General features: G+C 68.3%; 25 protein-coding genes, 1 tRNA gene and 2 rRNA genes. 1 reads left to right on the forward strand and 27 read right to left on the reverse strand.

Annotated features, from left to right (window positions below):
- Nucleotides 1–31: 31 nt before the first annotated feature.
- Nucleotides 32–328, reverse strand: a complete 297-nt coding sequence (locus BR07_RS0110705) for a hypothetical protein (protein ID WP_155956990.1) — start codon at nucleotides 326–328, stop codon at nucleotides 32–34.
- Between the two features lie 234 nt (nucleotides 329–562).
- On the opposite strand from BR07_RS0110705, the gene BR07_RS24160 reads away from it, so the two are divergent.
- Nucleotides 563–1,348, forward strand: a complete 786-nt coding sequence (locus tag BR07_RS24160) for a hypothetical protein (RefSeq protein ID WP_051613242.1) — start codon at nucleotides 563–565, stop codon at nucleotides 1,346–1,348.
- A gap of 18 nt (nucleotides 1,349–1,366) precedes the next feature.
- Here BR07_RS24160 and BR07_RS0110715 read toward each other — a convergent pair whose 3' ends face one another.
- From BR07_RS0110715 to BR07_RS0110845, 26 genes are all read right to left on the reverse strand, one after another.
- Entirely contained in the window at nucleotides 1,367–2,587 is a 1,221-nt protein-coding gene (locus tag BR07_RS0110715) for a glycerate kinase family protein (RefSeq protein ID WP_027505450.1), read from the reverse strand.
- Nucleotides 2,588–2,615: 28 nt separating this feature from the next.
- Nucleotides 2,616–4,121, reverse strand: coding sequence for an SLC13 family permease (locus BR07_RS0110720; protein WP_027505451.1), 1,506 nt, complete (start codon nucleotides 4,119–4,121; stop codon nucleotides 2,616–2,618).
- Complete coding sequence (locus BR07_RS0110725; RefSeq protein WP_027505452.1) at nucleotides 4,118–4,777, reverse strand: response regulator transcription factor; 660 nt, start codon at nucleotides 4,775–4,777, stop codon at nucleotides 4,118–4,120. The genes BR07_RS0110720 and BR07_RS0110725 overlap by 4 nt, the downstream gene beginning before the upstream one ends.
- Nucleotides 4,774–6,285, reverse strand: coding sequence for a sensor histidine kinase (locus BR07_RS0110730; protein ID WP_027505453.1), 1,512 nt, complete (start codon nucleotides 6,283–6,285; stop codon nucleotides 4,774–4,776). The genes BR07_RS0110725 and BR07_RS0110730 overlap by 4 nt, the downstream gene beginning before the upstream one ends.
- The gene (locus BR07_RS0110735; protein ID WP_027505454.1) at nucleotides 6,278–6,589 is read right to left on the reverse strand and encodes a hypothetical protein; all 312 of its coding nucleotides are present in this window, start codon (nucleotides 6,587–6,589) and stop codon (nucleotides 6,278–6,280) included. Before BR07_RS0110735 ends, BR07_RS0110730 begins: the two co-directional genes overlap by 8 nt.
- Nucleotides 6,590–6,672: 83 nt before the next feature.
- Nucleotides 6,673–7,278: a TetR/AcrR family transcriptional regulator gene (locus BR07_RS0110740; protein ID WP_027505455.1), complete on the reverse strand. Its 606-nt coding sequence runs from the start codon at nucleotides 7,276–7,278 to the stop codon at nucleotides 6,673–6,675.
- A 175-nt stretch (nucleotides 7,279–7,453) separates the two neighbouring features.
- Nucleotides 7,454–7,527, reverse strand: a tRNA-Pro gene (locus tag BR07_RS0110745).
- Between the two features lie 106 nt (nucleotides 7,528–7,633).
- A complete protein-coding gene (der, locus tag BR07_RS0110750; protein WP_027505456.1) occupies nucleotides 7,634–9,079 on the reverse strand; it encodes a ribosome biogenesis GTPase Der in 1,446 nt (481 codons plus the stop codon).
- Nucleotides 9,076–9,768: a (d)CMP kinase gene (cmk, locus tag BR07_RS0110755; protein WP_037185658.1), complete on the reverse strand. Its 693-nt coding sequence runs from the start codon at nucleotides 9,766–9,768 to the stop codon at nucleotides 9,076–9,078. The genes der and cmk overlap by 4 nt, the downstream gene beginning before the upstream one ends.
- 29 nt (nucleotides 9,769–9,797) lie before the next feature.
- The gene (locus tag BR07_RS0110760; protein ID WP_081821205.1) at nucleotides 9,798–10,835 is read right to left on the reverse strand and encodes a pseudouridine synthase; all 1,038 of its coding nucleotides are present in this window, start codon (nucleotides 10,833–10,835) and stop codon (nucleotides 9,798–9,800) included.
- Nucleotides 10,836–10,844: 9 nt separating this feature from the next.
- Complete coding sequence (scpB, locus tag BR07_RS24165) at nucleotides 10,845–11,519, reverse strand: SMC-Scp complex subunit ScpB (RefSeq protein ID WP_051613243.1); 675 nt, start codon at nucleotides 11,517–11,519, stop codon at nucleotides 10,845–10,847.
- Nucleotides 11,516–12,364 (reverse strand): segregation/condensation protein A, encoded by an 849-nt coding sequence (locus tag BR07_RS0110770; protein ID WP_051613244.1) that lies wholly within the window; start codon nucleotides 12,362–12,364, stop codon nucleotides 11,516–11,518. The genes scpB and BR07_RS0110770 overlap by 4 nt, the downstream gene beginning before the upstream one ends.
- On the reverse strand, nucleotides 12,361–13,260 hold the full coding sequence (locus BR07_RS0110775) for a ParA family protein (RefSeq protein WP_051613290.1): 900 nt from the start codon (nucleotides 13,258–13,260) through the stop codon (nucleotides 12,361–12,363). Before BR07_RS0110775 ends, BR07_RS0110770 begins: the two co-directional genes overlap by 4 nt.
- 106 nt (nucleotides 13,261–13,366) lie before the next feature.
- Entirely contained in the window at nucleotides 13,367–14,293 is a 927-nt protein-coding gene (gene xerD / locus BR07_RS0110780) for a site-specific tyrosine recombinase XerD (protein WP_037185447.1), read from the reverse strand.
- Nucleotides 14,283–14,921: an NUDIX domain-containing protein gene (locus tag BR07_RS0110785; RefSeq protein ID WP_037185450.1), complete on the reverse strand. Its 639-nt coding sequence runs from the start codon at nucleotides 14,919–14,921 to the stop codon at nucleotides 14,283–14,285. Before BR07_RS0110785 ends, xerD begins: the two co-directional genes overlap by 11 nt.
- Nucleotides 14,918–16,654 (reverse strand): CTP synthase, encoded by a 1,737-nt coding sequence (locus BR07_RS0110790; protein WP_051613245.1) that lies wholly within the window; start codon nucleotides 16,652–16,654, stop codon nucleotides 14,918–14,920. Before BR07_RS0110790 ends, BR07_RS0110785 begins: the two co-directional genes overlap by 4 nt.
- A gap of 150 nt (nucleotides 16,655–16,804) precedes the next feature.
- Nucleotides 16,805–17,752, reverse strand: a complete 948-nt coding sequence (locus BR07_RS0110795) for a copper transporter (protein ID WP_027505464.1) — start codon at nucleotides 17,750–17,752, stop codon at nucleotides 16,805–16,807.
- Entirely contained in the window at nucleotides 17,749–18,933 is a 1,185-nt protein-coding gene (gene steA / locus BR07_RS0110800; RefSeq protein WP_027505465.1) for a putative cytokinetic ring protein SteA, read from the reverse strand. The genes BR07_RS0110795 and steA overlap by 4 nt, the downstream gene beginning before the upstream one ends.
- Nucleotides 18,934–19,027: 94 nt before the next feature.
- Nucleotides 19,028–20,797, reverse strand: a complete 1,770-nt coding sequence (gene recN, locus BR07_RS0110805) for a DNA repair protein RecN (protein WP_027505466.1) — start codon at nucleotides 20,795–20,797, stop codon at nucleotides 19,028–19,030.
- A 5-nt stretch (nucleotides 20,798–20,802) separates the two neighbouring features.
- Nucleotides 20,803–21,747, reverse strand: coding sequence for an NAD kinase (locus BR07_RS0110810; RefSeq protein ID WP_027505467.1), 945 nt, complete (start codon nucleotides 21,745–21,747; stop codon nucleotides 20,803–20,805).
- Nucleotides 21,744–22,577 carry a TlyA family RNA methyltransferase gene (locus tag BR07_RS0110815; RefSeq protein WP_027505468.1) on the reverse strand — a complete coding sequence of 278 codons (834 nt, stop codon included), beginning with the start codon at nucleotides 22,575–22,577 and terminating at the stop codon, nucleotides 21,744–21,746. The genes BR07_RS0110810 and BR07_RS0110815 overlap by 4 nt, the downstream gene beginning before the upstream one ends.
- A gap of 1 nt (nucleotide 22,578) precedes the next feature.
- Complete coding sequence (locus tag BR07_RS0110820) at nucleotides 22,579–22,833, reverse strand: hypothetical protein (protein WP_027505469.1); 255 nt, start codon at nucleotides 22,831–22,833, stop codon at nucleotides 22,579–22,581.
- 59 nt (nucleotides 22,834–22,892) lie between these two features.
- Nucleotides 22,893–23,897: an HAD-IIA family hydrolase gene (locus BR07_RS0110825; protein WP_027505470.1), complete on the reverse strand. Its 1,005-nt coding sequence runs from the start codon at nucleotides 23,895–23,897 to the stop codon at nucleotides 22,893–22,895.
- Nucleotides 23,894–24,913: a hypothetical protein gene (locus tag BR07_RS26580; protein ID WP_442970313.1), complete on the reverse strand. Its 1,020-nt coding sequence runs from the start codon at nucleotides 24,911–24,913 to the stop codon at nucleotides 23,894–23,896. Before BR07_RS26580 ends, BR07_RS0110825 begins: the two co-directional genes overlap by 4 nt.
- 134 nt (nucleotides 24,914–25,047) lie before the next feature.
- Nucleotides 25,048–25,164, reverse strand: a 5S ribosomal RNA gene (gene rrf / locus BR07_RS0110840).
- Between the two features lie 143 nt (nucleotides 25,165–25,307).
- Nucleotides 25,308–26,737: ribosomal RNA gene (locus BR07_RS0110845) — 23S ribosomal RNA — on the reverse strand; the annotation flags it as partial.

Consider the following 26,737-nt stretch of genomic DNA (forward strand, 5'->3'; position numbering starts at 1 on the left):
CGTCACTTCACGGTCGGTGTGAGGCCGGTCGTCACTGACCGAGCCAGAGCCGCTTCCGGCAGACGGCGAGCATGGGCTCGACCAGCGCGCGGTCGGTGACCCGAACGCCGTTCTCCAGCAACACCTTCGCACGACCGAAGAACTCGTGGGGCGTGAGTCCGAACTCCACCAGGATGTCCTCGGCGCGGCCGCCGCCGTAGACGTACCACCGCCGCAGGAAGGCGACCATCGCGAGGTCGGTCTCCGACGGATCCGTCGGATCGGTGGACAGGGGTGCTGCGCCGGGCGTCGTCGACCGGGAGGCTGCGGGGAAGGGTGTGCGTGTCACGACGCGAGTATTGCCCATCGATCCGACACTGCGGTGACGGATCGGTGAACATGCCGACGAGTCACAGCAATTTCTCAGCGGCTGTTCACTCCGGGACAGCGTGATCACCGGGCCGCGCGGGTATGTGATCCCCACCACGCCACCGCGGCGTCGTCCACCGTTCCGGTAGCGGAGGCAATAGATTCGACGGTGTTCGTCGTTCGTCGGCGGCACGACCGCCGGAGGGGCAGCACGATGAACGTTCGACACAGACGACCGGCCACCTGGTTCGCGACCGCCGCAGTGGGCGTCGCACTGGTCACCGCCCTCGCGGCCCCCGCGAGCGCCGCGCCCGCACCGGGCGACTTCTCCGGCGTCCCGGAGCGGACCTCCCTGTCGTACACCTCGCTCTCCACGGGCGTCCACGTCGGCACTGCCAACGAGAACGAGGCACGGCCGGGACTCTCCACGGTCAAGCTCTACCTGGCGGATCACGTGCTCCGACAGGGTGATTCGTCCGCGGAGGACCGCGACCTCGCCGCTCGCATGATCCAGGTGAGCGACGACTGGGCCGCCTCGCTGCTCGACAGCAAGTACCCCGGCGCCATCGACGCCGCGGCGCGCGAGTACGGACTGACCGCGACCTCGCGAGGCAGCTTCTGGGGCGACTCCTACACCAGCACGGCCGACACCGTGCGCTTCCTCGACACCAAGAAGCGCACCGATCCCGGCAGCCCCGTCCTCACGTGGATGACCACGGCGCTACCGGTCGCGGCCGACGGCACGGTCCAGGACTGGGGCACCGGTCGGCTCGCCGCCGCCACCGGAACGAAGTGGGGCTGGGCGGACGACGGGTCCAGCGTCGTCGCCTCGGCCTCCATCGGCGACGACTTCACGGTCGCGGCCAACACCTACGGCGGCCCGGCGACCCAGAGCGACGACGTACTCACCGCGCTGGGGGCGTTCGGTCTGGCGACCCCGACGATCGTGACCGCGCCGAGTGTTCCGTCGCTGCTGGACGCCATCCTCGGCATTCGCTGACACCGACATCGACCGGCCTCACGCCGACTTCTTACGACTCCGATTGCCGGATCGAGCGGAGACCGCACCACCGAGCAGGATCATGCGCATGGTCCGTTCGGCGGCGTCGGTGAGCAACCGCTCGCCGTTCGCGACCGCCTCGGACAACGGCATCGGCACCGTGATGATGGACGCAATGGCGGCGATGCCCACGTCGTGCACCGCCGGCGCTCCGCGACCGAGTGATCCCGCCAACGCGATCACCGGCACGCCGAACTGCTGGCAGCGCCGCGCCACCTCCGCCGGGACCTTGCCACGCGGGGTCTGGAAGTCGATGGACCCTTCGGCAGTGATGACGAGGTCCGCCTTGCGGATTCGGCGGTCGAGGTCGATTCCCGACAGGCCCGAGTCCAGCAACGCATCGAATCGGGACCGCAACTGCGCCCCGACCCCGGCCGCGAGTCCTGCACCCAGTCCGCCCGACGCTCCCGTGCCCGCTCCGGTCGCCACATCGCCGGCGGCCACACCGTCCCGCTCGAGGACGCGCGCCCAGTTGTCCAGGGCGGCGGAGAGTTCGTCCACCTGATCCGGGGACGCCCCCTTCTGAGGTCCGAACACGCGGGCGACACCGCTGGGTCCGCACAGTACGTTGTGCGGATTGCACGCGAGCACGACGTCGACCTCGGCGAGACGGGGATGCAGCGCCGTCAGATCGAGGTGGTGCGCCCGGATCAGTTCTCGACCGCCGCGGCCGATCTCATGGCCCTGCACGTCGAGGATCCTGGCGCCGAGCGCCTGCAGTGCCCCGGCTCCCCCGTCGCAGGTGCCGGAATCGCCGCAACCCACCAGGATCGTGTCCGCGCCCGCGTCGAGCGCCGCGGCCATGAGCTGGCCGACACCGTAGGTGGTGGTCGCGCCGGGATCGCGCCGATCGTGCGGTACGAGGGAGAGCCCCGCCGCAGCCGCCATCTCCACCACGGCGACGGAGCGCTCGGAGCCACCGAGTCGGGCCCAGTGCGAGGGCACCGGCTCCCCCACCGGTCCGACGACCGTCGTCTCGTGGAGGGTGCCGCGCGTCGCGGCCGCCAGTGTGCGTGCCGTTCCCTCACCGCCGTCGGCGATGGGCGCGGTGTCGACCCGAACTCCGGGTAGTGCGCGCCGCACCCCCGATGCGATGGCGGACGCGACGGACTCGGCGCAGAGGCTCTCCTTGAAGCCGCTGGGGGCGACGAGGATGCGCTGGGGAACTCGTGTGGACATGGTTCTCCTGAGATAGGGGTGGGAGCAGTCAGGGCAGGTACAGCGGAAGACCGAGGGCAGGCCACAGCCATACCGAGCAGACGAGAACGAGAGCGACGGACACCGGGGCGACGGCGGCGGACAGGCGGAGAAGGTGGCCTGCCGAGAACCCCGGGACGGAGTCGCTCGCGGCGAACATCGCCACCGGTTTGGCCGAACTGGTGAGGGTGAGGCAGAAGCCGGCGGCAGCGGTGGAAGCGAACGCCGCGGCGGCAGGATCGATGCCGAGCACCGGCGCAGTGGCGACGACGACGGGGACGAGCACCGCGGAGCGGGCGGACCGTGACTGGACCACGAGGTGGGACAGCAGCGACACCAGCACCAGTACGACCACGAACACGGTCGCCGCGGACGACCCGAGCGCGCTGATGGGCCCGAAGACCAGGTCGGCGAACCACTCGGCGGCACCCGTCGTGGTCAGCGCCATTCCGAGACACAGTGTTCCGGCCATGAAGAGCAGCAGGCTCCACGGGATGGTGCGAACGGCGGCCGGCAGCGTGGTGGCCCCGACGAACGGTGCCGACGCGAGCAGTGCGCCGATCATCGCGACGATGGCCGGTTCGACACCGTGCACCGGCTCGGTGCACCACAGGGTCACGACGGCGACCAGAACGAGCAGGACACGCTTCTGCGGGACGGTGAATGGCCCGGTGGACCCGACGAACGCGTCGCGTGTCACCGAGAGCGGTCGGCGTCGCTCCGCTCGATCGGTGAACAGGGACAGCGCGATCTCCGCCGCGAGATGCGACCACACGATCGCGAGCGGCAGTCCGAGAATCGCCCACTGCAGGAACCCGATGCCCGATCCGGTCGTCGTGCGCACGATCTCGCTGGTGATGAGGTGCGCGCCGGCCCCCAGCAGCGACCCGACCGCGGAGCAGAGGATCACCGCGGGGAAGACCAGGGACAGCGTCAGCACCACTCGGGGCCGTTCACGCAGAACGGTCGCCAGAGCGAGGAACACCGGCAGCGCCAGCGCAGCCCGGCCCGACGTCGACGGGATCGCGAAGGTCGTCAGGAGCAGCACGAGGGTGACCAGATGGACGAGCTGCCGCGGTGACCGGGCAGCCGACAGCACGCGTGCCGCAACCCGAGCGGACAGGCCGCTGGCCGTCACCGCCGCGGCGATGACGAACGACCCGACCAACAGCCAGATCACGGTGTCACCCAGTGTGCGCGTGAAGGTCTCGGTGGACACGGGACCCAGGATCACCAACGTCAGAGCGGCGCCCAGAGCGACGTGGGTGTCGTCGAGGGGCGAGAAGATCCACATCCACACCGCGACGAGGAAGACCAGCACCGTGATGGTCCCGTGTGCGGTCAGATCGCCGGCCACTCCTGCAAGGACGACACCGACGGCGAGCACCGCGAGAATGACGGCACTGACGAGGGTCCGCGGCGACGGCGTCGGAACTCGCCGCGGCGTCCGGGTCGGGACAGGACTGGTGGGAGTACGCCGCCCGGGCGGCGTCGTCGCGAACTCGGTGACGGTCATCGGACGCGGTATCCCATCCCGCGCACGGTCTCCACGCGCTCGGCGCCGATCTTCGCGCGCAACGCACGCACGTAGACGTCGACCACGTTCGAGGCCGGATCGAAGTCGTATCCCCACACCTGCCCGAGGATCTGCTCACGGGACAGCACCTGGTCGGGGTGGCGCAGGAACGTCTCGAGCAGAGCGAACTCGCGCGCCGTCAGATCGACGACCGACTCCCCCACGTGCACACGGCGTGACCGCAGATCGAGACGAAGGTCCCCCGAGGTCAGCGAGTTGTCCGCCGAACCTGCGATGTCGTCCTGCAACCGCAGGCGTACCCGTGCGAGGAGCTCGGCGAACTGGAAGGGCTTGGTCATGTAGTCGTTGGCGCCGCCCTCGAGCCCGGCAACGGTGTCGCGCACGCTGTCCCGAGCGGTCAGGACCACCACGGGTGTCGACACACCCTCGCCGCGCAACTGTCGGAGCACCGTGAACCCGTCCATCGCCGGCAGGCCGATGTCGAGCACCACCATGTCGAAGCCACCGCCACGCGCCATCATGAGCGCGGTCTCGCCGTCGGCGACGTGCTCGGTGGTGTACCCGGCGGCCCGCAGACCCTTGCCGACGAAGGAGGCGATGTGGATGTCGTCCTCCGCGATCAGGATTCGGCTCATCGGATCTCCTTCGTGAGTGCATCGTCTGTCGTGGGCGCCGGGCCGGTCTCGGACCGCGGGCTGTGGCCCGGAGCCGGGAGGTCGAGGCCGAACGTCGCCCCCTCGCCGTGCACACTGCGCACCCAGGCGGAGCCGCCGTGGGCGTCGGCGATGGCACGGACGATGGCGAGTCCGAGGCCGGCTCCCGACCGCGCTGCCGGTGACGTCCGGTCGGCGGGCGATCCGCGTTGGAAACGGTCGAAGATGACGGGCGCGTCCTCGGGGCGGACGCCGGGCCCGTCGTCGGCGATCCACAGCGACAACCGTCGAGCGTCCCCGTCGTCGTGGAAGGTCGATCCGAGCCGGATGCGGCTCCCGTCCTCGGTGTGTCCGACGGCGTTGGCCGCGAGCTGGACCATGGCCTGCGTGACGCGCTGGGCGTCCAGAACACACGAGCCCTCCGCGACCTGCATCAGCAACCACTGCCGATCGCCGAGCGTCTGCACCTTCGACTCGATATCGAGGACGAGTTGCGCCGCATCGACGGGGGCGGGCACGACGAAATCGGGCTGCTCGGCCTTGGCCAACATGAGCAGATCGCTGACGATCCGCCCCATGCGGGCGAGCTCGCTGTCGACGAGCGCCAACGTACGCCGCCGGTCCTCCGGGTCCTCCGACATGAGCTCGAGATGCCCCCGGACGATCGTGATCGGCGTGCGCAGTTCGTGTCCGGCATCGTCCACGAACTGTCGCTGGGTGACGTACGCCTGCTCCAGCCGGTCGAGCATCGCATTGAACGTCTCGGCGAGATCGGAGATGTCGTCGCGCCCGTGGACCGGGACGCGCGCGGTCAGATCCGTCTCCCCGATCTCGGCCGCGACCGTGCGCACCGTGCGGACGGGAGCGAGAATGCGACCGGCGACGAGATACGCGATTCCAGTCGTCAGCAGCAGTCCGACGGCGCCGACCACTGCCATGGTTCGCATGGTCCGATCGACGAGATCACGGTTCGCACCGGTGAACGCCGTGACGACGAACGTGCCGGCGCGGCCGGTCGCGTCGTCGATGACGACGTGCCCCCACCGCATCTCGCCGTTGTCGGTGTCCAGCACTCCGGCGGGTTCGGCCGACTGCACGACCGTCGTCAGGATCGGTGACCCCGGTGCGAGCACGGTCGGCACATCGACGCCGGGCTGAGTCAGTACCGAGTCGCCCACGACGCCGAACATCACTTCACCCGTGCCGGCCGACTGCCGGGCGAGGTACACCTCGAGAAGCCGCTCCACCGAGACGAACGGCTGCGTCGTCGTGGGATCGACCCCCTCGGACGCGAAGGTCCGGAACTCCTCGGCTTCCTGCGCGACGTCCCCGTTGGCGCGCACGTCGACGTCGCGCAACAACAGATTGCGGGCGGTCACCAGCACGACCACCAACAGAAGAAGGGTCGTCAACATGATCCAGGCGGTGATCTTCCACCGTGCCGGAAGAGCCGATCCGCGGCGAGCCGAGACACCGGCGGCGTCACTCATCGTCGTCACCGCCGTCGACGTCGTCGACGTCGTCGGCGCCGTCATCGCCGTCGTCCGCGTCGTCCGCGTCGTCGTCGGAGAAGTCGACGATCGGCGGTGCCTGCACGGCCGGCGCGGGCGAGGCAGGCGGGACATCAGGTGTGGGAGCGATCACCTCGGGCGTCGGCTCCGGCTCCACACTCACCACGACGGGCGAGGGGTCGAGGCGTGGCGCCGGTGATCGCGTCACCAGGACCCCGGCGACGAGAACGCACGCGATGGCCACCAGGACGGCGGCCGCGGCGAGTGGGCGGGAGGAGCGCATGACAGCAACTATGCCGGGGGTCCATGACCGTCCCATGAGACGACGATGAAGGTTTCTTCATGTTCGACACGCCGTGAGTGGCCTCAACGGCCGAGCAGGACGCCGATCTGCATCTCGATCTCTGCCGCCACGTCCGCGACGCTCTTGGTCGCGTTCGCCGTCAGAGCCATGCTGAGAAACAGGATGGCGGAGACGATGTGGGCCTGCACCTGCCGGTCCGGGTGGTGCGTCGCGTCGTCGTCGTCGCGGCCGAGGATCTCCGCGACGACCGCCTCGGTCCGCGCGGCGAGTGACAACGCTTCACGACGATGAGGTTCCGTGTCGTCACCGAACACGACCTCTCGCTGATAGGTCCGGCCGTTCTCGATCTGCTTGCGGTTGCACTCGACGACCGGCCTGAGGACGGCCATGACGGCCTCGACCGGATCCACGACGTGGGCGGCCGCGGCGATGCCCCGCTCGAGCGCGCTCGCATAGTCCGAGTTCTGCACCAGAAGAAGCAGTTCACCCTTGTTCTTCGCGTACAGGAAGACCGTTCCGGTTCCCACGTCGGCGCGGTCGGCGACCTGTTGTGTGGTCACCTCACTCACGCCGTACTCGGCGAAGAGGTCGCGTGCCGCCGTGGTGATGCGGTCGAGCTTGTCCTGCTTGTTCCGTTCTCGACGGCTCATCGCCGGGGAGGAAGACACCGCCGCTGCCCTCCTTCGCGCACTCCTGACGGGTGATGTACTCCCGTCATTCTCCCACGGCAGGCTCTCTCAGCTGCCGAGGAAGTCGACGACCACGGGCGCGGCCTCCGCGCGCACCGCACTGGACGCGAACATGGAAAATGGCCCCGGACAACCGTCCGGAGCCATTTCTGTGTCGGGCTGACAGGATTTGAACCTGCGACCACCTGACCCCCAGTCAGGTGCGCTACCAAGCTGCGCCACAGCCCGCGATCCCTCGAAAGGGATCGTGTGTGCCCCGAAGGGAACGAGCAAACACTACCCCAGTGACGACGCTGGACGCCAATCGCCTCAGCAGCACCACCGGGGCAGTCGCCTACTTCTTCTTGCGGTCCCGCTTCTCCCGGATACGCACCGAGATCCGCACCGGACTGCCGTCGAAGTTGAACTCCTCACGCAGTCGGCGCTCGAGGAACCGGCGGTACCCGGCCTCGAGGAAACCGGTGGTGAACAGCACGAACGTCGGCGGGCGCGTGCTCGCCTGCGTGGCGAACATGACGCGCGGCAGTCGACCACCACGCATCGGCGGCGGCGTCGCGGCCACGACCTCCTTGAGCCAGGAGTTCAGCTGACCGGTCGAGATGCGCTTGTCCCACGACGCGAGCGACGTCTCCAGAGCGGGCACGAGCTTCTGCACCGCACGACCGGTCTTGGCCGAGACGTTGACGCGCTGCGCCCACGGCACGCGCATCAGGTCCCGGTCGATCTCCTTCTCGAGCTGGCCACGACGGTCGTCGTCGACGAGGTCCCACTTGTTGAACGCGATGACCAGTGCGCGGCCCGCGTCGGCGACCATCGAGAGCACCCGCAGGTCCTGCTCGGAGATGACCTCGGACGCGTCGAGCAGCAGGATCGCGACCTCGGCCGCGTCGATGGCGCCCTTGGTGCGGAGCGAGGCGTAGAACTCGGCGCCGCTGGCGTGGCTGACGCGCTTGCGCAACCCCGCGGTGTCGACGAAACGCCACACCTTGCCGCCCAGTTCCACCAGTGAGTCCACCGGGTCGACGGTGGTGCCGGCGATGTCGTGCACGACCGATCGCTCGTCGCCGGTGAGCTTGTTCAGCAGGCTGGACTTGCCCACGTTCGGCTTGCCGACCAGGGCGACACGACGAGGGCCGGCGACACCGGTTCCCTCGCGGGGCGTCTCGGGCAGGACTGCCAGGACGTCGTCGAGCAGATCGCCCGTACCGCGGCCGTGCGTCGCACTGACCGGACGGGGCTCACCGAGACCCAGCGACCACAGCAGTGCCGCTTCGGATTCCGTGCGCTCGTCGTCGACCTTGTTGGCCACCAGGATGACCGGCGTCTTCGACCGACGCAGGACTCGTGCCACGGCCTCGTCCGTCGCCGTCGCACCGACGACGGCGTCGACGACGAGCAGGATGGCGTCCGCCGTCTGCATCGCCATCTCGGCCTGCCGGGCGATCGACTGCTGCATCCCTTTGGCGTCGGGCTCCCAACCGCCGGTGTCCTGCACCATGAATCGACGTCCGGACCAGTTGGCCTCGTACGAGACACGGTCGCGGGTGACGCCGGGAACGTCCTCCACGACGGCCTCGCGGCGGCCGATGATGCGGTTGACGAGCGTGGACTTGCCCACGTTGGGCCGACCGACGACGGCGAGGGTGGGAACGGCGACCTCGGCCTCGGCCTCGCCGTCACCCTCGAAGTCGATGTCCTCCCAGTCCGACTCCTCGGACCAGATGCCGTCCGAGGCGTAGACCTCGGTCGCGTCGAGCGTGTCGAATGTGTTGTCGCTCATGAGCGTGCTCCTTCCGGGGCATGAGTCGGACGCCCGATGTCCAGACGCTCGGTGACCAGACGCATCAGTTCGTCGATCACCGCGTCCTTGTCGAGGTCGCTGGTGTCCACGGTGACCGCATCGTCCGCGGGTCGCAGCGGGGACGTGGCACGTGTGGAGTCCGCGTGGTCCCGACGCTGGACGTCGGCGAGCACGGCGTCGTAGTCGTCCCCGCGGCCCTCGGCGATGTTCTGGTCGTTACGACGCGTGGCGCGCGTCTCCGCGGACGCGGTCAGATAGATCTTGATGTGAGCGTCGGTGAGGACGACGGTGCCGATGTCGCGACCCTCCACGACGATGCGACCGGCAGTGTCGGCGATCTCTCGTTGCAGCGCAACGAGTTTCTCGCGCACAGCGGGCACGGCGGACACCGCGGAGACGGCCGCCGTCACGGCGGACCCGCGGATCGGACCGGTGACGTCCTCGCCCGACACCTCGACCCGCTCCCCCGTGGGATCGGTGCCGATGGAGAGGTCGATGGACTCGGTGAGCGCAGCGACGGCGTCGGCGTCTCCGGGATCGACGTCGTTCGTCAGCACCCATGCCGTCGCCGCGCGGTACATCGCACCGGTGTCGAGGTAGGACGCACCGAGCCGGGTCGCCAACAGGCGGGAGACGGACGACTTGCCGGTACCGGACGGGCCGTCCATCGCGACGATCAGTCGATCCTCCGACGCGGTCACAGGCCGACCGCCCCGTACAGACTGCCGACCTCGCCGCGACCGAGCACCCGCAGCGTGCCGGGGCGCTGGTCGCCGAGGGCGACGGCCCCGATGTCGGTGCGCACCAGGCGTTTCACCGGGAACCCGACCGAGTCGAACAGTCGGCGCACGATGTGCTTGCGACCCTCGTGCAGCACGACCTTCACGAGCGTCTTGCCCTCGTTCACGTCGAGCACCGCGTAGGAGTCCACCTTCGCCGGTCCGTCGTCGAGTTCGACTCCGGAACGCAGCTTCTTGCCCGCGTCGCGGTCCAGGACACCCTGCACCGTGGCGAGGTACGTCTTGGACACCTCGAAGGAGGGGTGCATCAGCCGGTGGGCCAGATCGCCGTCGTTGGTGAGCAGGATCAGGCCTTCGGTGTCGGCATCGAGTCGGCCGACGTGGAAGAGCCGCTGTCCTGCCTGGACCCGCTCCGAGACGATGTCGCCGATGCAGGGCCGACCGAGGTCGTCCGACATCGTGGACTGCCATCCGCGCGGCTTGTTCAGCGCGATGTGGACCAGATCGGCCTTGATGACGACACGGGTGCCGTCCACCCGCACGACCGCGACCTCGGGGTCGACGCGGACACCTTGCTCGGTGACGATGCGGCCGTCGACCTCGACGCGTCCCTCGTCGATGAGCTGCTCGGCGGCGCGACGCGAGGCGACACCTGCCTGGGCGAGCACCTTCTGCAAGCGCACACCGTCCTCCGGAGCCACGTGCGGCCGCGGGCCGTCGGTGTGCTGATGGCGGGCGGGCTTGGCGTTGCTGATGGTCGGAGCAGCCGTCGTCTTGCGCTCCGGCTTCGGCGACTTGCCGGGCTTGGAGCCGCTGTTCTTCGGAGCCACCCGGGGGTACCCGGACTTGCCGCCGGGCTTACGGCTCTCGGTGCGCTTGCTGTACGCAGCAGCGGCGACCTTCTTGTTGGGGCGCTTCTTCTGTCGTTCGGGAGTGGAGGCGTCGGATGCGCCGTCCCGGTCCGGTGTGCCATCACGGCGAGCGGAGTCGTTCACGTTTCTTACCTATTCGTCTGTGGTGTCGGTGCCGAACTCGGTGGTCGAGTTCGACTCGGTGTTCTCTCGTCGACGCTCGGCACGCAGGACCCGCGGATCGGAGTCCATGCTGTCACTGATGTCGTCGATCATGTCCACGCCCGGAAGCAGCGGAGCAAGTTCGGGGAGGTCGGACAGTGACGCCAACCCCAACCGTTCGAGGAACATTTCCGTGGTGACGTACTGCGTCGCCGCAGAGTCCGGGTCGGGACCCGCCTCGGCGATGAGACCTCTCGCGAGGAGAGTGCGCATCACGCCGTCCACGTTCACTCCGCGCACAGCACTGACTCGTGCGCGGGTAACCGGTTGACGATAGGCGATCACAGCGAGGGTTTCCAGTGCCGCTCGGGTGAGCTTGGACCGCGCACCGTCGAGGAGGAGCCGTTCGACATAGGGCGCGTACTCGGTGCGGGTGTAGAAACGCCACCCGTCGCCGGCGAACCGCAGGTCGATGCCACTGCCGCGGGCGGTGAGGTCGGCGGCCATGGCGGTCAGCGCCTGCCGGATGCGCGTTTCGTCACAGTCCAGGGCCGAGGCGAGCTGCGGGACGGATGCCGGGGTGTCGACCACGAGCAGCACCGACTCGAGCGCCGCGCGCACCTCGGCGTCCGACAGGGCGTCGGGAGCGTCCTCGCTCGCTGTCATCCGTAGTCCTCCATCCTCGAGACGTCCATCCGGTCGATGTCGGCAGCGTCGTCGTCGCCGGTCCAGGTGACCGCGAGATCGCCCAACGCCTCGGGTTGGTCGAACGCGACGACCTTCTCGCGATACAGCTCGAGCAGCGCGAGGAACCGTGCGACCACCTCGACGGTGACCTCGCAGTCGCGGACCAGGTCGGCGAACGTCGCCCACTCACCCATTCCGCGGTCGCGCAGCATCGCCAGGATCGCCCGCGCGTGTTCCGGGACCGACACCGCCGACGCGTGGAGATGGCCGAGACCGACCGTCGGCACCTCGCGCGGGGTGAACGCCGCCGCGGCGATCTCGGCGAAGCGGCGCGGATCCACACCGAGCAACACCTCCGGCAGCAGCGACGCGAACGAGTCCTCGAGCGAGACCGATCGCGGATAGCGCCGCAGCGCGGCGTTCTCCAGTTCGCCGAACAACTGAGCCACCTGTTTGTAGGCCCGATACTGCAGCAGCCGGGCGAACAGCAGGTCCCGCACCTCGAGCAACGCCAGGTCCTCGGCGTCGTCCACCTCGCCCGACGGCAGGAGGCGGGCGGCCTTGAGGTCCAGCAGGGTCGCCGCGACCACCAGGAACTCGGTGGTCTGGTCGAGACCCATCTCCGCGCCCATCGCGCGGGTGTACGCGATGAAGTCGTCGGTGACGGTGTGCAGTGCGACCTCGGTGACGTCGAGTCGGTGCTGCCCGATCAGGGTCAGCAACAGGTCGAACGGGCCTTCGAAGTTGGTGAGCCGCACCTGGAATCCGGTGGGCGTCGGCGCGTCCCCGACCGTCGTGTCCGTCACGACCGTCCCGTCGGTCAAGACTGGGGTGCGGTGTCCCGGTGGATGACCTCGCGGGCCAACGACCGGTACGCGTCGGCACCCGCGGACTTCGGCGCCCACGTGGTGATCGGCTCGCCGGCGACGCTCGTCTCCGGGAAACGCACGGTGCGCGTGATGACGGTGTCGAAGACGACGTCGCCGAACACCTCGACCACGCGATTCATGACCTCTCGCGAGTGCAGCGTGCGGGCGTCGAACATCGTGACCACGATGCCCTCGAGCTTCAGCCGCGGATTGAGACGATCGCGCACCTTGTCGACGGTGTCGTTGAGCAACGCGAGTCCGCGCAGACTGAAGTACTCGCACTCCATCGGGATGAGCACGGAATCGGCGCACGCGAGGGCATTGACCGTCAACAGGCCGAGCGACGGCTGGCAGTCGATGAGGACGTAGTCGTAGCGATCGAGGATCGGGTGCAGCACGCGTCCCAAAGTCTGTTCGCGGCCGACCTCGGTGACCAGTTGGATCTCGGCCGCGGAGAGATCGATGTTGCTGGGGAGCAGGTCCATCCCGTCCACCCGCGTACGCATGAGGACGTCGTCGATCGCTACCCGCGGCTCCACCAGCAGGTTGTGCACCGTGAGGTCCAACTCGTGGTGTGGCACACCGAGACCCGCGGAGAGCGCGCCCTGCGGATCGAGGTCGACCAGCAGGACTCGGCGTCCGTACTCGGCCAGCGACGCACCCAGATTGATGGTCGACGTGGTCTTGCCGACGCCGCCCTTCTGGTTGCACATCGCGATGACCGTCGCCGGTCCGTGCGAGGACAGCGGCTGCGGATCCGGGATGTCGCGATACGGGCGCCCCGTCGGACCCATGCCCGACGGGTGGGCCAGGGTCGGATGTTCCGGTTCGGGCTGACGAGTGCGGAACAGTGCTCCGTCGTCGTGCGCCGCTGACACCACCGGACCTCCATCCTCACCTCGTGCTGCAGTTCCCCTGAACGCTACCGCGTGTCGGGTGCAGCTTCGTGCGGACACGCTACCGTGCGCGCGGATGCGCTTCGGCCCACACTTCGCGCAACGTCGTGACGGTGACCAGTGTGTAGATCTGCGTGGTGGTCACCGAGGCGTGACCCAGAAGTTCCTGCACCACACGTACGTCCGCGCCGCCGTCGAGCAGGTGGGTCGCGAAGGAGTGCCGCAACGTGTGCGGGGAGACGCTGGCTCCGATCCCGGCGCGCTCCGCCGCGGTCTGCAGGACCTGCCACGCGCTCTGGCGTGACAACCGGCCGCCCCGCACGTTCAGCAGAAGCGCGGGCGTGCCCTGTGACACCAGTGCGGGTCGACCACGGACGAGGTACGCGTCGAAGGCGTCGAGTGCGGGACGGCCGATGGGCACGATGCGCTCCTTGCCGCCCTTGCCGTGCAGGACCACGGACCGCGACTCGGAGTCGATGTCGTCGACGTCGAGTCCCACGGCCTCGGAGATGCGCGCACCGGTGGAGTAGAGGAGCTCGAGCAGCGCCCGGTCGCGAAGACCGCGCGGGGTGTCCGCGGCCTCCCCGGCGACGGCATCGAGGAGCGCGAACACCTGCTCGACGGAGAGCGACTTCGGGAGCCGGCGGCCCGGCGCCGGCGGTTTGACCCCGGCAGCGACGTCGACGTCGACGATGCCCTCGGCCAGCGCGAAGCGGTGGACTCCGCGAACCGCGATGACCGTGCGCGCGGCGCTGCTCGCCGCCAGCGGCGGGAACAGCTCGTTGCCGGACCGGAGGGCCGTCACGAACTCCGCGACGTCCACCTCGGTGACGTCGCGGAGACTGTTCCGGTCGAGTTCACCCAGATGGCTGGCGTAGCGCGAGAGGTCGCGGCGGTACGAGGTGATGGTGTTGCGAGCTGACCCGCGCTCGACGGCGAGGTGATCGAGATAGGTCGCGATCACCTCGCCCGGCGAGTCAGCTGCCATGCGCGCCCTTGCGCTTCTCGAACGCGGTGGGTCGATCACGCCAGGGTGCATCGCTCGGCCGCAACGGAACCGAGCGTGACCGCACCGCCGCCAGCGCCAGGATTCCCGCCACCGCCGACGCGTTCACGATCTCGCCGCTGAACACGCGCGACACCGCCTCGTCCACCGGGACGCGGACGAGCTCGATGTCGGCTTCCTCGTCGTGAGCCTCCGGTCGATCGACCTCGGTCACCTCGTCGGCCAGGTAGATCCGCACGGTCTCGTCCGTGAACCCGGGTGACGCCGCCACGTCGACCAGCAACGACATGGACGCCGCGGCGAGCCCCGTCTCCTCGGTCAGCTCACGCTTCGCGGCCTCGACGGGATCCTCCCCCGGCTCGTCCAACAGACCCGCGGGAAGCTCGAGCAGGCGACGCCCCAGAGGATGCCGGTACTGGCTGATCAGCACGATGCGCTCGTCGTCGTCCAGCGCGACCACGGCGACCGCACCGTGATGCTCGACGACCTCACGTTCGGCCCGACGACCGCCGGGCATCGTCACCTGGTCGAGCCGGAGCGCGAGAATCGCACCCTGGTACTCGACGGACGATTCGAGGATCTCGAACTCGTGACGATCGGCCATGGTCAGGCCTTCGTCGCGGCGGGTTCGGCCGGCTGCGCCGTGACGGACTCGTCACCGTGGACGTCGACGGGCAGCCGCTCCTCGGACTTGTACGAGAGCGCAGCGGAGATCAGCGACGCGAAGAGCGGGTGCGGCCGCGTCGGCCGGCTCTTGAGTTCGGGATGCGCCTGCGTGCCGACGAAGAACGGATGCGCGCTCCGCGGCAGTTCGACGAACTCGACCAGGTGGCCGTCCGGGGACGTGCCGCTGAACTGCAGTCCACTCTCCGCGATGCGGTCGCGGTAGCTGTTGTTGACCTCGTAGCGATGGCGGTGACGCTCGGAGACGGACTCGCTGCCGTAGGCCTGCGACACCACAGACCCCTTGGTGAGCGTGGCGGGGTAGGCCCCGAGGCGCATCGTGCCGCCCAGGTCCGCCTCGCCGGCGACCGCCTGCTCCTGGTCCGCCATCGTCGAGATGACCGGCTGTGTCGTCTCGGGCTCGAACTCGGCCGAGTTCGCATCGGTGAGACCGACGGTCCGCGCCGCCTCGATGACCATGCACTGCAGACCCAGGCAGAGCCCGAGCGTCGGGATCTTGTGCGTCCGGGCGTGGGTGATCGCGCCGAGCTTGCCCTCGATACCGCGGATGCCGAAGCCGCCGGGAATCACCACGGCGTCGATGTCGGCGAGCGCCAGCTTGGCGCCGGCCGCGGTGTCGCAGTCGTCGGACTGCACCCACACGAGTTCGACCTTCGCGCGGTTGGCGAAACCGCCGGCCCGCAGCGCCTCGGTCACCGACAGGTAGGCGTCGGGCAGATCGACGTACTTGCCGACCAGGGCGACGCGCACCGTCTCGCGAGGCTGGTGCACTCGCTCGAGGAGGGTTCCCCACACGGTCCAGTCGACGTCCCGGAACGGCAGTCCGAGCTGCCGCACGACATACGCGTCGAGACCCTCGCCGTGCAGCACGCGCGGGATGTCGTAGATGGAGGGCGCGTCGGGGGTGGAGATGCACCCGTCGACGTCCACGTCGCACATGAGCGCGATCTTCGCCTTGAGGGCCTGCGGCACGTCGCGGTCGGATCGCAGGATCAGCGCGTCGGGCTGAATACCGATGCTGCGCAACGCCGCCACCGAGTGCTGCGTCGGCTTGGTCTTGAGCTCACCCGAGGGCGCGAGGAACGGAACGAGCGAGACGTGGAGGAAGAAGACGTTCTCCCGGCCCACGTCGTGGCGGACCTGACGCGCCGCTTCGAGGAAGGGCTGCGACTCGATGTCGCCGACGGTGCCACCGATCTCGGTGATGACGACGTCGGGCTCCTGGCCCTGCAGATCCGGTCCGCGCATCGCGAGGATGCGGGCCTTGATCTCGTCGGTGATGTGCGGGATGACCTGGACGGTGTCGCCGAGGTACTCGCCGCGACGCTCCTTGGCGATCACCGTGGAGTACACCTGGCCGGTGGTCACGTTGGCGTATCCGGAGAGATCCCGATCGAGGAACCGCTCGTAGTGGCCGACGTCGAGGTCGGTCTCCGCGCCGTCCTCGGTGACGAAGACCTCGCCGTGCTGGAACGGGTTCATCGTTCCGGGATCGACGTTGAGGTAGGGATCGAGCTTCTGCATCGTGACGCGAAGGCCACGTGAGGTGAGAAGCTGACCGAGGCTCGAGGCCGTGAGCCCCTTGCCGAGCGACGACGCGACGCCGCCGCTGACGAAGATGTGCTTGATGTCGGCCCGCGTGTGAATGCGTGACTGCAAAGAGACTCCCGTGACGGTGCGACCCGATGGTGACAGCGAGCGAATCGCTCAACATCGAGTGGTTCGGAACCTGGCCGACCCACGGGACTTCACGGTAACACCTTCACGCGAGTTCGGTCGACACCACGCGGGCGACGACGGCTGGAGTACCTAGCTCGGGGTCGCCCCGACCGTCACGGCCGTCGCGGCAGGACCCGTTCCGTACCGACCCGTACCACCGGCGAGCTGCTCACCGAGTGCCAAGGCGACGGTGATGCGCCCCGACGTGCGATCGACGTCGTCGACGGTGCTGGTCCCGGCTGCGAGGGCGGAATCCGACCGCACCACCGCGATGGGACCGCTGCCCTCGGCCGAACCGGCACGGCCCGCGAGCACGGTTCCGGCTCCGCGTCCGTCCAGAGCGCCGGCGAAGCGAGCCACGATCGCGCCGCGGTTGCCGTCCTCACCCGAGTCGGCGGCCTGTCCGGAGACCACCACCGCGAGCTGTGCCGGTGCCACGGCACCGTCGTCGTACGTGATGAAGCCGCCGCCGCGCAGGGTGTCGAGGGCCAGGCCCAGTTCCTCCGGCGTGCTCTGCGGTTGGGCGGTCTGTGCGTTCAGCAACAGCACCGTACCGAGCAGATCGCCCGCGAGGCTGCCCTGATCCACCGATCCCGTACGCAGTTGCGCGCCTGCGGGAACCACGTTGGTGAGGCGCGTGCGGAGATCGTCGCCGCTGGCGGCGGACACGAACGCCTCGGTGAGCCCCACTCGTCCGGTCACCGACCCGCCCGCGTCGGCGATGGTGCGCTGCACACCCTCCACGTCGGCGGGGTCTGCGTCGGGCGTGGTGACCAGCACGACGGTGCGGTCGGCCAGCGCTCCCGCGACCACCCGGGTCGCGACGGCCGCGTCGAAACCGTCGGCGGCGTTGAGTTGCTCACCGAGTGCGTTGTTCGCCGACTGCAGGTCGTTCACCTCGGTCTGCAGATCGTCCCGGTCGTCGCGCAGTCCGGACAGCACTCGACCGGACAGCAGGCCGGAGCCGAGGACGACTCCGACCGCGAGCGCCAGGAACACCGCGATCAACGAGATGGTGTGCTGACGAAGCGAAATCACTGAAGCAGCCCCTGCACCCACAGGGCGAAGCTGTTCCAGGTCTCGATCGCCCAGTCCAGAGTCGCACCGCTGCCGTTGGTCACGACGAGCGCCGCGATGACGGCGATGAGGGCTGCGAGGACGAGCAGCGCCACCGCGCCACCGGAGACCCGGCTGCGGTACAACGTCGCCATGGCCTTGGCGTCCACCAGTTTCGGACCGACCTTGAGTCGGGTCATGAACGTCGACGGTGTGTCCGCGCGCTTGCTGGCGTCGAAGAACTCGTCGAGCGACGCGGCACATCCGACCGTGACGATGAGTGAGGCGCCGTGGTGGTCGGCGAGCAGGAGCGCGAGGTCCGCCGGGGTGCCCGTGGCCGGGAACGTCATGGCTCCGATGCCCAGGTCCTGGATGCGCTCGAGGCCTTTGGCGTGGCCGTCGGAATCGGCGGGGAGCACCACCTCGGCGCCGGACTTCAGGGTGCGGCTGCTCACGTCGTCCGGGTCGCCGACGATCAGGTCGGGGCGGTATCCCGCCTCCGACAGCGTGTCGGCGCCGGCGCCGACACCGATGAGGATCGGCGAGTACTCCTTGATGAACGGCTTGAGCGACTTGAGATCGGCCACGTGGTCGGTGCCCTCGGCGACGACCACGACGTGACGACCGTTCATGTCGACGTCCACCTCGGGCACTCCGACGCCGTCGATCAGCAGCGGCGACTCGGTGCGGATGAACTCGATCGTGTTGCCCGAGAACGCTTCCAGGTGATCGATCAGACCAGACTTGGCCTCGATCATGCGGTCGGAGATGTCGGCCTCGGACTGCTCGGTGCCGGTGGCGAGACGTCGCTCCCCGGCGTACACGTTGCCGTCGTGCAGGCGGATCTTCGAACCGTCCTTGACCTTCTTGAAGACGTCGGAGCCCACCTCGTCGATGAGCTCGATGCCGTTGGCGACGAGCACCTCCGGACCGAGATTGGGGTAGCGCCCCGAGATCGAGGCGGAGGCGTTGACCACGGCCGTCACGCCGGCCTGTACCAGCAGGTCGGCGGTGATCCGGTCGAGGTCGAGTTCGTCGAGAACGACGATGTCTCCGGGACCGACACGGCGCAGGAGCTTGGCCGTGGAGCGATCGACCCGAGCGATTCCCGTGACTCCGGGAAGTGAGTCATGACTACGCGAGAGCAGAGCCGGCATCTTCATGCACACGATGATGGACAACAACACGGCAGCATCGGCGGAGGCGCGCCGTAACAACTACCACATCATTCACATCAGTCACACCAGCACATCGCTCTCAGGCGGTCGCGGACTCCCGTTCCGCCGTCGCGGTGCGCAACAGTTCCTCGGCATGTGCCCGGCCGGTCTCGGTGTCGTCGAGCCCGGCGAGCATGCGCGCGAGTTCCACGACACGCTCGGAATCCGTCAGAGTGCGCACACCACTGTTGGGGCCGCCACGTTTTCCGTCGGTCTTGTTCACCACCAGGTGCGTGTCGGCGAACGCCGCGACCTGCGGGAGGTGCGTCACGACGATGACCTGATGCGTCCTGGCCAGGCGTGCCAGCCGCTTGCCGATCTCCACGGCGGCGCGACCACCCACGCCGGCATCGACCTCGTCGAAGACCATGGTCGCTCCGGCATCCGATCGCGCGAGGACCACCTCGAGCGCCAACATCACGCGGGAGAGCTCACCGCCGGACGCGCTCTTGTTGAGCGGCAGCGACTGCGCACCGCTGTGCGCGGACAGACGGAACTCGATCTCGTCGGTGCCGGTCGACCCGGCGTGCAGCGCGGTTCCGTCGACGGACAGCGCCGACCGATCGTCCGCACCCGCAGCGCGGGGGCGCACCTCGACGTCCAGCTTGGCCTTGCCCATCGCCAGGCCGGCGAGTTCGGCGCTGACCGCCTTGGACAGTTTCGCCGCAGCCTTCACCCGCGCGGCCGACAGCTTGCGTGCGACCTCGGCGGTCGCTGCACCGGTGGTGGAGACGCGCTCGGTCAGCGCTGCCACGGCGTCGGCGGAGACGTCCAGTCCCGTCAGGCGGGTTCGTGCGTCCTCCGCCCACGCGAGCACTCCGTCCACGTCGGCGGCGTACTTGCGAGTCAGACTCTTGAGCTCCGCTTGACGGGAGAGCAGCGTGTCCAGTGACTCCGGATCGGCGGGCAGATCCTCGAGGTACGAGGTGAGCTCGGCTCCGACGTCGGTCACCACCGCGATAGCCTCGGCGAGTCGTGGGCCGACGGCCGAGAGAATCTCGTCGTCGGTCGAGGCGAGTCGATCGCGGGCCTCGCCCAACAGCGCCATGACGGACACGTCGCCGGGGTCGTCGCCACCGGTGAGCGCCGTGTGCGCGGCGGACGCCGCATCGCGGAGCGAGTCGAGATCGCTGAGCCGCCGGACGGTCGCCGCGATGTCGGTGTCCTCGTGCGGTGCCGGTGCGACCGCGTCGATCTCGTTCAGGGCGAACGTGAGCTGGTCCGCCTCGCGCGCGAGTTCGCGAGCCTTCTCCGTCCGCTCCCGCAGTTCGGTCACCGCAGCGACCCACTGCGAGCGGCGAGTGCGGTACGTCTCGAGCAGCGGCCCGATGGCGTCCGCAGCGAAGCGGTCCAGAGCGGCCAACTGCTGATCACTGCGTTGCAGACGCAGTTGATCGTTCTGTCCGTGCACCGTGAGCAACGATCCGGTGAATTCCGACAGGACGCCTGCGGGCACACTGCGGCCGCCGAGATGAGCACGTGATCGGCCGTCGCTGCCGACCGTCCGGAGGGCGATGATGCTGTCGTCCTCGTCGCGCCGACCGCCGGTGGACTCGAGCAACTGCTCCACGTCGCCGCGGACCTGGTCGGTGACGTGGTCGGTGGTGAAACGACCCTCGACCACCGCGCGGTCGGCGCCGACACGGACACGCCCGGCGTCGGCGCGCGCGCCGGAGAGCAGATGCAGGCTGGTGACGACCATCGTCTTGCCGGCACCGGTCTCACCGGTGAGCACCGTCAGACCCTCCGAGAACGACGCCGTCGCCTCGGCGATGACTCCCAGGCCGTCGATACGAATTTCGGACAACACGTCGGTTACGTCACCCTCCCCCGCCAGCCGGTGACCGGCAAGGCGAACTTGTGTACGAGTCGATCGGCGAACGGCGCGGAGTCGAGCCGGATCCACTTGATCGGCTCACATCCTCGCACCACCTCGACGCGAGCACCGGCGGGCAGGCGCAGGGTGCGCCTGCCGTCGCAGAACACCACCGCGTCGTGTCCGCCGTCGAAGGTCTCGATGGCGATGTGTGACTCGGGACTGGTCACCAGCGGCCGCGCGAACAGCGCGTGGGCGTTACTGGGGATGACGAGGATCGCCTCGAGCTCCGGCCACACGACCGGACCACCGGCCGAGAACGCATAGGCGGTGGACCCGGTGGGGGTCGACAGCAGAACACCGTCGCACCCGAACGAGGACACCGGACGGTCGTCCACCTCGAGCACCACCTCGAGCACCCCGAGCCGCGACCCGTTCTCGATACTGGCCTCGTTCAGCGCCCACCCACGTTCGATGATCTCGCCGTCGACGTGCACGGTGATGTCCAGCGTCATCCGCGGTTCGATGCGGTACTCGCGGCGCACCACGATGGCCAGGGTCTCCTCGAGATCGTCGGCCTCCGCCTCGGCGAGGAATCCGATGCGTCCCAGGTTCACGCCGAGCACCGGGATGGACGCCACCCGCGCGAGTTCCGCAGCGCGCAGGAAGGTTCCGTCGCCGCCGAGGACGAGGACGAGCTCGCAGCCCACCGCCGCCGACGGACCGAACTCCACGACGGAGACGTCGGACTGCGGTGTGGAGAGCGCATCGATCCCCGACGTCGACTCCAACCGCGACGTGTCGTGCTCGTCGACGAGCACGCGCAGTGCGATCCCGTGATCGTGGAACACCTTCGCCGCGCGCAGAGCCGTCTGCTCGATGTCCGGGCGACCCGGATGCGCGACGAGCAGGATGGTGCGCTCGGGCACGGTCGACTCGCTCACTGAGGCCCCTTCTCCACGGCGTCGGACACCAGTTGCTCGACGGACGTCGACTGGGCTGTGCTGGGATCGTCGTCCGGACCCGGAACGGTGAGCCACAGGAAGTACTCGACGTTGCCGGACGGACCGGGCAGTGGGCTCGGCTCCACACCGGACGTGACCAGGCCCAGGTCGGCCGCGGCGCGCGCGACTCCCAGCACCGCATCTGCGCGCAGGGCGGGATCACGGACCACTCCCCCTGCACCGACGCGATCCTTGCCGACCTCGAACTGGGGCTTGACCATCGGGAGGATGCTGGCACCCGGACGGGCACACGCGGCGAACGCCGGGAGTACGAGAACCAACGAGATGAAGGACAGGTCGGCGACCACGAGGTCGACCGGCCCGCCGATGGCCTCGGCATCGATGCCGCGGACGTTCGTACGGTCGAGGACTCGCACCCGCTCGTCGGTCCGTAGCCGCCACACCAACTGTCCGTAGCCTACGTCGACCGCCACGACCTCGCGTGCACCCTTGGACAACAGCACGTCGGTGAACCCACCGGTGGACGCACCCGCGTCGAGACACCGCGCGCCCTCCACCGTGACACCGCGTGGCTCGAAGGCGGCGAGCGCGCCCAGTAGCTTGTGTGCACCTCGAGAGGCCCACGACACCTCGTCGGAGACCTCGGTGACCCGTAGCGCCGTGCCGGGCTCGACCGCGGTGGCGGGCTTCGTGGCCACGGTGCCGGCGATCAGCACTCGACCGTCCGAGATGAGCTCCGAGGCGTGATCCCGAGATCGGGCCAGACCGCGGCGGACGAGTTCCGCGTCCACCCGAGCGCGACGAGCCATGTCAGTTCATGTCCACGGACGCGAGCGCGTCGACGAGTACCTCGTGCGCGCGGTCGAGGATGCGGGCCTGCCGCGTCAGCGTGACCAGGCCGTGCGGGTCGTCCGTACCCTCGCCGAACGGCGCCGACGCCGCCACGTCCGCCTCAGCGACCAGCGCGTCGACAGCCGAGACGACGGCGTCGGGATCGACGGACGTGCCCTCGACATCGGAGTGCGACGGCAAGTGCTGACCGGGGCGGGGAACGGGCGTGCTCATCGCGGACAACGCTAGCCGATACCCCCGACGACGTCGGTCGGCGGTGGTGACCGTCAGTGTCAGGCGGTCCACCGCGCGACGACATCCGCAGCCGCACCGGACGCGCCCTCGACGGTGTCGAAGCCGCCGAGCGCCCAGACCGCGGGGAGAACGTCGCGCAGTGCCTCGATCCAGAGGTCGCCGTCGGCGTCGACGTCGCCCGTGGTCTCGACTCGCAGCACGGAACCGGACAGCGACACCGACCAGGTGTCGGAAGGCTCGGAGGGAACGAGAGACGCGGCCGGCTCCTCGAGCAGAGCCGACAGGGACGACGCGAGGTACGTGGGGCGCTCGTGCGGGACGGCAGTGAGCACGTCGTGCACGGTGCTCACTCCGGTGAGCACGAGGAGTGACGGCACACCCACCTCGTTGGCTCCCGCGATGTCCGTGTCCAGACGGTCACCCACCACCAGCGGCGTGGTCGACCCGCTGCGCTCGAGCGCGTCCTTCATGAGAGGTGCCTCGGGCTTGCCCGCCACGATCGGGGTGGCCCCCGTCGCTGCGGCGACCGCCGCGACCATGGCACCGTTTCCCGGCCCGAGACCGCGAGGCGTCGGCAGGCTGGTGTCGGCATTCGTGGCCACCCAGCGTGCGCCGGCACGGACCGCGTAGGTCGCCTCGGCGATGTTCGCCCACCCCGTCTCGGGGGAATGTCCCTGGACGACCGCGGCCGGAGTGGGGTCCGCTGTACGAACCGGCACCAGGCCGGCGGCGGACACCTCTGCCTCGAGGGCCTCGGTTCCGACGACCAGCACGGACGCACCTGCGGGCAGGAGACCAGCGAGAAGCCGCCCCGCCGCCTGGGAACTCGTCACCACCGACTCGTCGGGCGCACGGAAACCGAGATCGCGTAGGTGCTCGGCCACCTGAGCGGGAGACCGACTGGCGTTGTTGGTGACGTAGCAGAGCTGAGAGGAGCACTCGCGGAGAATGTCGACGGCACCGTCGATCGGATCGGGACCCCGGTACAGAGTCCCGTCGAGATCGAGCAGCAGGGCGTCGTGAGCGTCGGTCAGACGGGTCACTGACCGGTCAGTTCGTCGACTCGGTCCTCGGCGTCCGTCTCACCCTCGACGTCGGCGGCGGCGGCACGGAGGAACCACTGCACCCCGTCGTCCGCTCGACCGGCGGCCACGAGAGCGTCGGCGTAGGCGTAGTACAGCCGCGCTGCAGCCGACCCCGTGCGATCTCCCTCGAGATCCGGAGTCTGCAGCGTCACCACCGCCTGGTCGTACTGCCCCATGTCCATGCGGGCACCCGCGACGACGATGCGCAGTTCGGACGCATCGTCACCCGTCAGCTGGCGAGCCTCGTCGCTGCGTCCGAGCTCGATGGCGCGCTCCGGCCGACCGAGGCCCCGCTCACAATCAGCCATGACGGACAGCAGGCCTGGCCCACCGGCCATACGGCGGGCGGCGCGGAGCTCGGACAGAGCCTCCGCCCACTCTCCTGCGTGATACGCGGCGATGCCGGCCGTCTCTCGGACCACGGCGATGCGGCCGGCACGCTGCCGCGCCGCTCGCGCGTGCAGCAGTGCTGCGGCGGGATCGTCTCCGATCAGCTGACTGACCATGACCATGTGTCGTGCAACAGCTTCCGCGTTGCTCTTGTCGAGGCTCAACAGGTCTCGACGGACCCCGGGTTCGAGATCTTTCGCGTCGACGTCGTCCGGCAGATCGGGCTCGACCGGACGAGGAGCGCGAGAATCAGGGCCTCGCCCACCGCCGGCGCGCGGACCTGCGCTCCCTTCACCGCCGCGACGACGGGGAGGTGCACCCTGTCCTCGAGTGCGGTCGGGTGCCTGGCCCCTGCCGGAACCCTGCCGACGGTCGCCGGACGTCGATCGATCCCCGGAGCGCCCACGGTCGCCGGTATGGCGACGTTCGTCCTGGCTCCCGGAACGGTCACCGGAGCGAGGGGCCGATGATCGGGACGACCCGCGTTCCCCCGCGCTGTCGCGGCGAGGTGCCCGGTTGTCGCGCGCGGGCGGCCGGCGGTCCGAATCGGACGTACGACCTTCCGATGACGGCTCTTCCGGCACGGTGGTTCCTTTCGATCGATCGGCGACCGAGCTCTCCCGCTCGTCACCGGTGGTGTCATCATGCCGCACTCACGATCGGAGTGCAGAAACACGAAAGGGGACCCATGTGAATGGGTCCCCTTTCGGAACGGATTGTTCGGCGGTGTCCTACTCTCCCACACCCTGTCGGGTGCAGTACCATCGGCGCTGGAGGGCTTAGCTTCCGGGTTCGGAATGGGTCCGGGCGTTTCCCCTCCGCTATGGCCACCGAAACTCTGTGAAACAACAGAGCACGAGGCACACACGTTCCCTGTCACCGGTGCTGCTGGTGATGGATAGGTGGTGCGGGTTTCAGTTATCTGCTGACCAACTCGTGTGTTGTCTCAGATACTGCACAGTGGACGCGTAGCTTCTTTGTGGTAAGTCCTCGGCCTATTAGTACCAGTCACCTGCACCCATTGCTGGGCTTCCAGTTCTGGCCTATCAACCCGGTGGTCTGCCGGGGGCCTTACCCCCTCGAGGGGGTGAGAAACCTCATCTTGGAACAGGCTTCCCGCTTAGATGCTTTCAGCGGTTATCCCTTCCGAACGTAGCTAACCAGCGGTGCTCCTGGTGGAACAACTGGCACACCAGAGGTTCGTCCGTCCCGGTCCTCTCGTACTAGGGACAGCCTTCCTCAAGTTTCTGACGCGCGCGGCGGATAGAGACCGAACTGTCTCACGACGTTCTAAACCCAGCTCGCGTGCCGCTTTAATGGGCGAACAGCCCAACCCTTGGGACCTACTCCAGCCCCAGGATGCGACGAGCCGACATCGAGGTGCCAAACCATCCCGTCGATATGGACTCTTGGGGAAGATCAGCCTGTTATCCCCGGGGTACCTTTTATCCGTTGAGCGACACCGCTTCCACTTGCCGGTGCCGGATCACTAGTCCCGACTTTCGTCCCTGCTCGACTTGTCAGTCTCACAGTCAAGCTCCCTTGTGCACTTGCACTCGACACCTGATTGCCAACCAGGCTGAGGGAACCTTTGGGCGCCTCCGTTACATTTTGGGAGGCAACCGCCCCAGTTAAACTACCCACCAGGCACTGTCCCTGAACCAGATCATGGTCCGAGGTTGAGGTATCCAATACGATCAGAGTGGTATTTCAACAACGACTCCACACACACTGGCGTGCATGCTTCACAGTCTCCCACCTATCCTACACAAACCGAACCGAACACCAATACCAAGCTGTAGTGAAGGTCCCGGGGTCTTTTCGTCCTGCCGCGCGTAACGAGCATCTTTACTCGTAATGCAATTTCGCCGAGTCTATGGTTGAGACAGCTGAGAAGTCGTTACGCCATTCGTGCAGGTCGGAACTTACCCGACAAGGAATTTCGCTACCTTAGGATGGTTATAGTTACCACCGCCGTTTACTGGGGCTTAAATTCTCAGCTTCGCTCCCGAAGGAACTAACCGGTCCTCTTAACCTTCCAGCACCGGGCAGGCGTCAGTCCGTATACATCGTCTTACGACTTCGCACGGACCTGTGTTTTTAGTAAACAGTCGCTTCTCACTGGTCTCTGCGACCCACACCAGCTCACAAAGCAAGAGCCATCACCAGCAGGGGTCCCCCTTCTCCCGAAGTTACGGGGGCATTTTGCCGAGTTCCTTAACCATAGTTATCTCGATCGCCTTGGTATTCTCTACCTGATCACCTGTGTCGGTTTGGGGTACGGGCCGTGTACCAGCTCGCTAGAGGCTTTTCTCGGCAGCATAGGATCACTGAATTCGCCTCATTCGGCTATGCATCACCTCTCAGGCTGTGTGAGACCCGGATTTGCCTAGGTCTCGCCCTACAGG

Source organism: Rhodococcus sp. UNC23MFCrub1.1, assembly GCF_000686025.1.
In the GTDB taxonomy this organism is placed as follows: Bacteria; Actinomycetota; Actinomycetes; order Mycobacteriales; family Mycobacteriaceae; genus Rhodococcoides.